Source organism: Nocardioides pelophilus, assembly GCF_014180685.1.
Taxonomy (GTDB): domain Bacteria; phylum Actinomycetota; class Actinomycetes; order Propionibacteriales; family Nocardioidaceae; genus Nocardioides; species Nocardioides pelophilus.
Map to the genome: position 1 here is coordinate 1 of NZ_JACEHF010000162.1, position 9,406 is coordinate 9,406.

General features: G+C 71.5%; 9 protein-coding genes and 1 pseudogene. 8 read left to right on the top strand and 2 right to left on the bottom strand.

Annotated elements, in window-relative coordinates:
• The 4 genes from H0488_RS19145 to H0488_RS19160 all read left to right on the top strand — a co-directional run.
• A partial coding sequence (locus H0488_RS19145) for a PIG-L family deacetylase (RefSeq protein ID WP_512698544.1) occupies positions 1-513 on the top strand: 513 nt, incomplete at its 5' end.
• Positions 510-884 (top strand): DUF6113 family protein, encoded by a 375-nt coding sequence (locus H0488_RS19150; RefSeq protein ID WP_183100833.1) that lies wholly within the window; start codon positions 510-512, stop codon positions 882-884. The genes H0488_RS19145 and H0488_RS19150, both read left to right, overlap by 4 nt.
• A gap of 10 nt (positions 885-894) precedes the next feature.
• Positions 895-2,658: a VanW family protein gene (locus tag H0488_RS19155; RefSeq protein ID WP_183100834.1), complete on the top strand. Its 1,764-nt coding sequence runs from the start codon at positions 895-897 to the stop codon at positions 2,656-2,658.
• 196 nt (positions 2,659-2,854) lie between these two features.
• Positions 2,855-3,310 carry a hypothetical protein gene (locus tag H0488_RS19160; protein WP_183100835.1) on the top strand — a complete coding sequence of 152 codons (456 nt, stop codon included), beginning with the start codon at positions 2,855-2,857 and terminating at the stop codon, positions 3,308-3,310.
• 251 nt (positions 3,311-3,561) lie between these two features.
• Here H0488_RS19160 and H0488_RS19165 read toward each other — a convergent pair whose 3' ends face one another.
• A complete protein-coding gene (locus tag H0488_RS19165; RefSeq protein WP_183100836.1) occupies positions 3,562-4,179 on the bottom strand; it encodes a hypothetical protein in 618 nt (205 codons plus the stop codon).
• 85 nt (positions 4,180-4,264) lie between these two features.
• Between H0488_RS19165 and H0488_RS19170 the strand changes: the two genes are divergently transcribed.
• The gene (locus tag H0488_RS19170; protein ID WP_183100837.1) at positions 4,265-4,726 is read left to right on the top strand and encodes a Zn-ribbon domain-containing OB-fold protein; all 462 of its coding nucleotides are present in this window, start codon (positions 4,265-4,267) and stop codon (positions 4,724-4,726) included.
• Positions 4,723-5,931 carry a lipid-transfer protein gene (locus tag H0488_RS19175; RefSeq protein WP_183100838.1) on the top strand — a complete coding sequence of 403 codons (1,209 nt, stop codon included), beginning with the start codon at positions 4,723-4,725 and terminating at the stop codon, positions 5,929-5,931. The genes H0488_RS19170 and H0488_RS19175 overlap by 4 nt, the downstream gene beginning before the upstream one ends.
• Here H0488_RS19175 and H0488_RS25145 read toward each other — a convergent pair.
• Positions 5,928-6,758 carry an adenylate/guanylate cyclase domain-containing protein gene (locus H0488_RS25145; protein WP_183100839.1) on the bottom strand — a complete coding sequence of 277 codons (831 nt, stop codon included), beginning with the start codon at positions 6,756-6,758 and terminating at the stop codon, positions 5,928-5,930. The two genes, H0488_RS19175 and H0488_RS25145, sit on opposite strands and share 4 nt — an antisense overlap.
• Before the next feature lie 103 nt (positions 6,759-6,861).
• Here H0488_RS25145 and H0488_RS19185 point away from each other — a divergent pair, with 103 nt between their 5' ends.
• Together H0488_RS19185 and H0488_RS19190 are read left to right on the top strand one after the other, a co-directional pair.
• Positions 6,862-8,271 (top strand): MoxR family ATPase, encoded by a 1,410-nt coding sequence (locus H0488_RS19185; RefSeq protein ID WP_183100840.1) that lies wholly within the window; start codon positions 6,862-6,864, stop codon positions 8,269-8,271.
• Between the two features lie 27 nt (positions 8,272-8,298).
• Positions 8,299-9,406 (top strand): annotated as a pseudogene (locus H0488_RS19190) (hypothetical protein); the annotation flags it as partial.

Genomic DNA, 9,406 nt, shown 5'->3' on the forward strand with positions numbered 1-9,406 from the left:
GAGGTCCGGCCGCAGGTGCTGGTGACCTACGACGAGTTCGGCGGCTACGGGCACCCCGACCACATCCAGGCGCACCGGGTCGCGATGTACGCCGCGCAGCTGGCCGCGGTGCCGTCGTACCGCCGCGACCTGGGGGAGGCCTGGGACATCGCCAAGATCTACTGGGGAGCGATGTCCGCGAGCCGGATCAGCGAGGGGCTGAAGCGACTGCGGGACGCGGGCGACACGACGACGTTCGAGGGGATGGATCCGGACAACTTGCCGCCGTTCTTCCTTCCCGACGAGGACATCACCGCCGAGGTCGACGCGGGCGACTACACCCAGCACAAGATGGCCGCGCTCAAGGCGCACGCCACCCAGATCACGACCGATGGACCGTTCTTCGCGCTGTCCAACAACGAGGGCAGCTGGATCTGGGGCCGGGAGCTGTACCGGCTGGTGAAGGGCACCCCCGGACCGGTCGGTGAGAACGGCTGGGAGACCGACCTGTTCGCCGGCATCCCGGCCGGGTGATCGACTCGCTCCCCGCGCGGGTGGCGGTCGCCGTACTCGCCCTCCTCGCCGGTGCCGCCGTGGGCTGCTCGGCCGTCGTGCTGCACCGCTACTGGTGGGGCCTGCTGCTCGGGATCCTCGCGACCGCGGCGCTCCTCGCCGCCGTCCCCGGCGGCTGGTGGCGCCGGCTGCCCCTCGCTCTCGGCTGGGTCGTCGTCGTGCTGCTGCTGGCGGGCGAGCGCCCGGAAGGGGACGTGCTGGTGGGCCGGACGGCGAGCGGCTACCTGCTGCTCGGCGCGGGCGTCGGCGTGCTGCTCGCGGCGGTGGTCGGGCTGCGTCACCACCCCGAGCCCGAAGCCGGGATTAACGTCCGCGACGCCTCGTCTTCTTAGGATGCTCCGCGTGACGTTGTTGGAGCAGGGCAAGAGCTCGCCCGGTAAGCGCGAACGGCTGGGCGGCAAGATCGTCGTGCTGGTGCTGGTGCTGTTGTTCGCACTGGTCGCCGGCGGGTACGCCGCTGCCCACGCGGTCGCGGGGGACAAGGTGCCGCTCGGCACCAAGGCGTCGGGTGTCGACATCGGCGGGCTGTCGCGCGCGGATGCGATCGCCGAGCTCGAGGAGACCTTCGGCGCCCGGGCTGCGGAGCCGATCGAGGTAGAGGTCGCCGGCGGCCGCTCCGACGACGTCCGGCCCGAGGAGATCGGGCTCGCGATCGACTACGCGGCGACCGTCGACGCGGCCGGAGCCGGCGACAGCTGGAGCCCCGGCCGACAGTGGGACTACTTCACCGGCGGTGACGACGTCGAGGCCGTCGTCGACGTCGACGAGACGCTGCTCTCCGCCCGGCTCGCCGAGCTCTCCGAGGGGCTCGGGGTGCCGCCGCAGGACGGTGCGATCGAGTTCAAGGGCGGTCGTGTCTCCGTCGTCGACCCGGTGCCGGGCGAGGCGGTCGACCCCGACGCCGCCCGCGAGACCATCACCGCCGCGTTCCTGGGGCAGGAGGACTCGGCCGAGCTGACCGTCACCGACGCGGAGCCCGACATCGACGACAGCGACGTCCAGGAGGCGCTGGACGGCTTCGCCAACCCGGCGATGTCGGCGCCGGTGACGCTGCAGTTCGGCAAGTCCGACGTCCGGCTCCAGCCCGGGCAGTACGCCAAGGCGCTGTCGATGGTGCCGCAGGACGGCGAGCTGGTGCCGAGGATCGACGAGCGCGTGGTCACCCGCCTGGTGAAGGACGCGACCACCGACGGCGAGCCGGTCGACGCGCGGATCGAGCTGGTCGACGGCAAGCCCAAGGTGATCCCGGCGAAGCCCGGCGTGGAGTTCGTCCCCGACGACGTCGTGGCCGTCTTCACCGAGCTGCTCGCGGCTCCCGAGGGTGAGCGGACCGGCGAGGTCGCGGCCACGGTGCGCGAGGCGGACTTCACCACGGCGGAGGCGAAGGCGCTCGGGATCAAGCGCAAGGTCTCCGAGTTCGTGACCTACTTCCCGCACGCCGACTACCGCAACGTCAACATCGGACGGGCGGCCGAGCTGGTCGACGGCACCGTGCTGCTGCCGGGCGAGACCTTCTCCCTCAACGAGACGGTGGGGGAGCGGACCGCCGAGAACGGTTTCACCATCGGCTACACGATCCAGAACGGCATCCTGGTCCTCGACTACGGCGGTGGCGTCTCCCAGATGGCGACCACGGTGTTCAACGCGATGTTCTTCGCCGGTCTCGAGGATGTCGAGCACAAGCCGCACTCGTTCTACATCGACCGCTACCCCGAGGGCCGGGAGGCCACCGTCGCCTGGCCGTCGGTCGACCTCGCCTTCCGCAACGACACGGAGCACGGCGTACTCATCCACGCGACGGTCACGCCGAGCACCTACTCGACGCAGGGCGTCGTCACCGTGCAGATGTTCTCCACGAAGGTGTGGGACATCGAGTCCGAGACCGGTGAGCGCTACAACTACCGTGCCCCCGCGACCCGGACCCTCACCACGCCCGACTGCGAGCCGTTCACCGGCTACTCCGGGTTCGACGTCGACGTGACCCGGATCTTCCGGGAGCACGGCGAGTCCGAGATCCACCACACCGAGGAGTTCCACACCTCCTACACCGCGGCCGACACCGTCGTCTGCCGGGCGCCCGCGCCGCAGAAGCCCGACGACGACTGATCCGAGGAACCGCTCAGGCGGCCGGCCCGCCGGACGATGCTGAGCTAAACCGGGACCGCGCAGGAAGCCCGGGCGTAGGATCACGTCGGAGAACCAATGGAGGGCTGCGATGTTGCTTCGTGCTGCGGTCGTGCCTCCCGCGGAGGCGGTCGAAGAACTGTGGTCGGCGACGCGGGCGTTACGACAGGTACCGGGCGTGACCGCGGTGCCCCGGGACCACCTGGAGATCCCGATCACGGCCTTCGGCAACCTGCTGCCGCCCGACTGTGCCCGGCTGGCCGACAAGATGCGGTCGGCGTTCGAGGGCGCCGTCGCGCCGATCGTCTGGTTCCACGGCCTGCGGCTCGAGGAGGGGGCGACGATCGCGCTCGGCCTCGCCGGTGACGTCGAGCCCATCGCCGACCTCGCCCGCTTCGTCCCCGAGGCGGCCGAGTCCATGCGGCTCTACGTCGACCGGCGTCGCTTCCGCCCCATGATCCAGTTCGCCACCGCGGCCCCCGACACCTCGCCGACGCTGCTCGGGCCGGCGCTTGCATCGCTCCTCGACTGGACCGGCAGCCCCTGGGGCCTGCCCGGGCTGTCCCTCATCCGGACCCGGTGGCAGAGCGGCGAGAGCCGGGCCGAGGAGTACGACCGGATCGTGATGGCCTGACCGTTCGACGGTGAGGGCTGGAGTGAACGCCGGGGAGATCACGCTCAGTGGCAGGATCAGCGGTACGTCATACGCAACGGCTGTGATCGCGGCTGGGACGTATGACGTTGCGCGGGAGGTCATACGGCGGCGCGGCGATAGGTCCACGGACGTATGACGTTGCGCGGCAGGTCATACGGCCGCGCGGCGATAGGTCCACGGACGTATGACGTCCGCCCGCCCGTGCGCGCGGCTCGGCAGCGGTCGGCGCCTCAGGCGGAGGCGAGGGCGTAGACCGCGACGCCGAAGAAGGCGCCACCCGCGCCGAGCACGGTGTAGAGGACCCACCACCAGATGCTGCCGTCCAACGAGCCGGAGCTCCAGGCGCTGGCCGCCTGCCGTTCCTTGCGCGCCTTCTCCGTCTCCTCGGGGGCCCTCTTGAGGATGGTGTTCTTCAGGGCGACGAACATGGCCCACCACGCGGGGAGCGCCATGCCCCAGAACATGACCCCGCAGACGATGAACGAGACGCTGCCGTCCGCGAAGCCGAACTCGAAGAAGTTCCACCCGAGCGCGGTGAAGAGCAGCGCCCACATGGGCAGCAGCATCGCGGGTGCGCCGATGGTCATGCCGAAGCCGGACCCGGAGAACATCGCGATCAGCATCAGGGGGATCGCCACCGCGATCAGCCAGGAGCCCTCGGGGCACGGGGTGGCGATCTCGTAGGCGCCGCCGCTGGCGCAGGAGCCTCCCACGCCGGCGACCGCGCGCATCGACAGGAAGGCCCAGGCCAGGCACATCCCGATCACGAACACGCAGAGGAAGGTCACCACGATGGCGCGGTACGGGATGCGCGCTGTCTGCGACACGGACTCGGACTCAGCTGTCACGGAGGTCACCGTAGAACGCGGCCCGCTGGAACGCCTGCACATCCGGTAGAGTGAGAACACGTTCTAGTTTTCTCGAGGTGGATGGATGACGACCTCTACGCCGGCAGTCGCCGGGTGGTTCACGACGGGCGACGACCCGCGGCTCGTGGCGTCGCGGTGCACGTCCTGCGGCACCCTCGCCTTCCCGCCGCCCCCGCCGGAGGCCGCGAGCTTCTGCCGCAACCCGGCGTGCGACGGCGACGCTCACGAGCCCGCCGAGCTGTCCCGGGTCGGCCGGGTGTGGTCCTACACGGACGCGCAGTACCAGCCGCCCCCGCCGTACGTCCCGACGACCGACCCGTTCCAGCCGTTCGCGCTGGCCGCGGTCGAGCTGCCCGAGGGACTGGTCGTGCTCGGCCAGGTGGCCGACGGGTACGGCGTGGCCGACCTGGCGGTCGGCGCCGAGGTCGAGCTGGTCGTGGAGACGCTCTACACCGACGACGACGGCGAGCGCACGATCTGGCGCTGGAAGCCTGTGGTGGAGCTGGGCGAGGAGGCCGACCAGTGAGCAAGCAGGTGGCCGTCGCAGGCGTCGGCATGCACCCCTGGGGCAAGTGGGGCCGTCCGTTCGTCGAGTACGGCGTGCACGCCGCGCGTGCCGCCCTCGCCGACTCCGGCATCGCGTGGAGCGACGTCGACTTCGTGGTGGGCGGCGAGACGGTGCGCAACGGCTACGCCGGCTATGTCGCCGGCTCGACCTTCGCATCGGCCCTGGGCTGGAACGGCGCCCGGATCGCCACGTCGTACGCCGCCTGCGCGACCGGCGCCCAGGCCCTCGACACCGCGCGGGCGCGGATCCTCGCCGGGATGAGCGAGGTCGCCCTCGTGGTCGGCGCCGACACCACGCCGAAGGGCTTCCTCGCCCCGAACGCGGGCGAGCGGTGGACCGACCCGGACTGGCTCCGGTTCCGGCTGCTCGGCATGACGAACCCGGCGTACTTCGCGCTCTACGCACGGCGCCGGATGGACCTCTACGGCGCGACCAGCGAGGACTTCGCCCAGGTCAAGGTCAAGAACGCCCGGCACGGGTTGGAGAACCCGTACGCCCGCTACCGCAAGGAGGTCGCGGTGGCCGACGTGCTCGGCTCGGCGATCGTCTCCGACCCGCTGCACCTGCTCGACATCTGCGCGACGTCCGACGGGGCCGCGGCAGTCGTGCTCACCAGCCTCGACTACGCACGCCGTCACGGCCTCGCCGACCCGGTGCGGGTCGAGGCGATCTCGACCGTGACGCCGACCTTCCCCAACGCGGTGATCGACATGCCGCTGCTGGCGACCGACCATGCCGCCGATGGCGCGCCCGAGCGGACGTTCAAGGAGTCCCTGGCGCTGGCGGCGTACGAAGAGGCCGGCATCGGACCCGACGACGTCGACGTCGCCGAGGTCTACGACCTCTCGACCGCCCTCGAGCTCGACTGGATCGAGGACCTCGGCCTCTGCAAGCGGGGCGAGGCGGAGGTGCTGCTCCGCGCCGGCGACACCACGATCGGCGGCCGGATCCCGGTCAACCCGTCCGGCGGCCTCGCCTGCTTCGGTGAGGCCGTGCCGGCGCAGGCGCTCGCCCAGGTCTGTGAGCTCACCTGGCAGCTCCGCGGCCAGGCGACGGGACGTCAGGTCGACGGTGCCCGGGGGAGGGACGGCCATCCACGGGTCGGGATCACCGCCAACCAGGGCCTGTTCGGCCACGGCTCGTCGGTGCTGCTCGCGCGTTAGCGCTCGGGCGGGACGACCCGCCACACGACGTACTCACCGGGCAGGCCCTTGAGCTCGAGCGGGTCGGTGGGGTCGACCAGCTGCACCTGGGCGTCGTCGTCGAGCGCCTCGCGGACGGCGTCGCTGCACAGCACCTCGCCGCCGGACGCGAGGTCGGCGACCCGGGCGGCCAGGGCGACGTTCTCGCCGAAGTAGTCGCCGTCCTTGGCCACCACCTGGCCGGTGTGGATGCCGATCCGCACCCGGACCTTGCCGTGCCGGCGGAGCACCTCGGAAGGACGCCGCAGGTCGCTCTGGATCGCGACCGCGGCCCGGCAGGCCGCCTCGGGATCCCGGAACACGATCATGAAGCCGTCGCCCGCCGTCTTCACGACCTGGCCGCGGTACTGCGCGATGCGGGCGCGGAGCAGCTGGTCGTGCGCTGCCAGCACCCGGACCCACGTCTTGTCACCCATCCGGGCGTTGAGCTGGGTGGAGTTCTCGATGTCGGAGAAGCAGAGGGTGACCGTGCCGTCGGGGGCGGCCATGTGCACGATCTCGGCCTGCTCCTCGCTCGCCCAGGCGGTCATCTCCTCGATCGTGCTCTGGATGACGCCGGTGATGCCCTGCTCGCGCACTTTGCTGGCGGTCCGGATCATCCGGCTGATCGCCCGCTCGGTGGGGTTCTGGGCCGGCGGTGGGCGGAGCGCAGCCGCCAGGTCGGACTCGAGCTCCTCGACGTGGGCCGCGTGGGCGGCGAGGTCGACCTGCTGACGGCGTACGACGACGACCAGGGCGATCACGACGCACGCCAAGATGGCGCACAGGATCCCCAGCACGACCGTCACGGCGTCACTTTAGGGCCAGCCACCGCCGGGCGAGGGAGATCGAGAAGTGACGGCGGCCACGCTGGCCCGCCGCGGGTGTTGCCCGGCTGAGTAGCGTTGCTTCGTGGCCAACGAACTTGGTGCCCCGGCGATCGCCAACCTCGGCGACCTGCGCGCGTCCGGGCACGTCCAGAAGACACTTCGCGAAGAGATCCGCGACAACCTGCTGACGAAGCTCGCCGCGGGCGAGGACCCGTGGCCGGGCCTGCACGGCTTCGAGTCCACGGTGATCCCGCAGCTGGAGCGGGCCCTGCTCGCCGGCCACGACGTGGTGCTGCTCGGTGAGCGTGGCCAGGGCAAGACGCGGCTGTTGCGGACGATCATCGGCCTGCTCGACGAGTGGACGCCGGTCATCTCGGGCTCCGAGCTGGGGGAGCACCCCTACGAGCCGATCACGGTCGGCTCGCAGTCGGCGCTGGCGGCGTACGGCGACGACCTGCGCATCTCGTGGCGCCACCGCACCGAGCGGTACTCCGAGAAGCTGGCCACCCCGGACACCTCCGTCGCCGACCTGATCGGCGACGTCGACCCGATGAAGGTCGCCGAGGGACGTTCGCTCGGTGACCCCGAGACCATCCACTTCGGACTGATCCCGCGCAGCCACCGCGGCGTCGTGGCCATCAACGAGCTGCCCGACCTGGCCGAGCGGATCCAGGTCGCGATGCTCAACGTGATGGAGGAGCGCGACATCCAGATCCGCGGCTACGTCCTGCGGCTGCCGCTCGACGTACTGGTCGTCGCGTCGGCCAACCCCGAGGACTACACCAACCGCGGTCGGATCATCACCCCGCTCAAGGACCGGTTCGGCGCCGAGATCCGCACCCACTACCCGGCCGAGCTCGCCGCCGAGATGGCCGTGGTCCGGCAGGAGGCCCACCTGGTCGCCGAGGTGCCCGAGCCGCTGCTCGAGGTGCTCGCCCGGTTCACCCGCAACCTGCGCGAGTCGACCGCGGTCGACCAGCGCTCGGGCGTCTCGGCGCGGTTCGCGATCGCCGGCGCCGAGACGATCGCCGCCTCGGCGCTGCGCCGGGCGACCGTGCTGGGCGAGGACACCGCCGTCGCGCGGGTGGTCGACCTCGAGACCGCGGTCGACGTGCTCGGCGGCAAGATCGAGTTCGAGTCCGGGGAGGAGGGCCGCGAGGCCGAGATCCTCACCCACCTGCTCCGCACCGCGACCGCCGAGACCGTGCGCGCGCACTTCCGCGGCCTCGACTTCGCGCTGCTGGTCGAGGCGATCGAGGAGGGCGCGACCGTGACGACGGGCGCCGGGGTCTCCGCGCGCGACGTACTGGCCGGGCTGCCGGTGCTCGGCGAGTCCGAGCTCTACGACGACGTCTGCGAGCGCCTCTTCGGCTCCGGAGGCGGCGACTCCGACGGCCAGCGCGCCTGCGCGATCGAGCTCGCGCTCGAGGGCCTGTTCCTCGCCCGCAAGATCGGCAAGGACACCGATGGCAGCGAGACGATCTATGGCTGACCACCCGACGCCTGATCAGAGCGGGCCATGAGTCGCTACCGGCGCTACGACGGCGGCGACCCGCTCGCGCCCCCGGTCGACATCGCCGAGGCGCTCGACGCCATCGGTGAGGACGTCATGGCCGGCTACAGCCCGGAGCGGGCGCTGCGCGAGTTCCTCCGCCGCGGTGGCGAGGACGGCGACGGGCTCGACGACCTGGCCCGCCGGGTGGCCGAGCGGCGCCGCGAGATGCTCCAGCGCCACGACCTCGACGGCACCCTCCAGGAGGTCCGCGAGCTGCTGGAGCGCGCCGTGCTCGAGGAGCGCAAGCAGCTCGCTCGCGACGCGATGATGGACGACGGCGACCGCGCGTTCCGCGAGATGCGGCTCGACAACCTCCCGACCTCGACCGCTGCCGCGGTCACCGAGCTGTCCGACTACGACTGGCAGTCGTCGGAGGCGCGCGAGGCCTACGAGCAGATCAAGGACCTGCTCGGCCGCGAGCTGCTCGACCAGCGCTTCGCCGGGATGAAGCAGGCGCTCGAGGGCGCCACCGACGAGGACCGGGCCGCGATCCAGGAGATGCTGGCGGACCTCAACGAGCTGCTGGAGAAGCACGCCGCGGGTGAGGACACGCAGCAGGACTTCGACGAGTTCATGACCAAGCACGGCGACTTCTTCCCGGAGAACCCCCAGAACGTCGACGAGCTCATCGACGCCATGGCCCAGCGGTCCGCGGCCGCGCAGCGGATGTTGAACTCGATGAGCGCGGAGCAGCGCGAGGAGCTGATGCGGCTCTCGGCACAGGCGTTCGGCTCGCCGCAGCTGATGCAGCAGCTCGCCCGCCTCGACGGCAACCTGCAGGCGTTGCGCCCGGGCGAGGACTGGGACGGCTCCGAGCGGTTCCAGGGCGACCAGGGAGTCGGCCTCGGCGACGGCACCGGCATGCTCCAGGACCTCGCCGACCTCGACGCCCTCGCCGACCAGCTCTCGCAGGCCGGCAGCCCAGGCGGCGCCCGGCTCGACGGCAGGATGTTTGTCGACCTCGACAAGCTGGCTCGCCAGCTCGGCGACCAGGCCGCCGTCGACGCCCGGCGGCTGCAGGAGCTCGAGCGGGCGCTCCGGAAGTCCGGAGCGATGGAGCGCGGCTTCGACG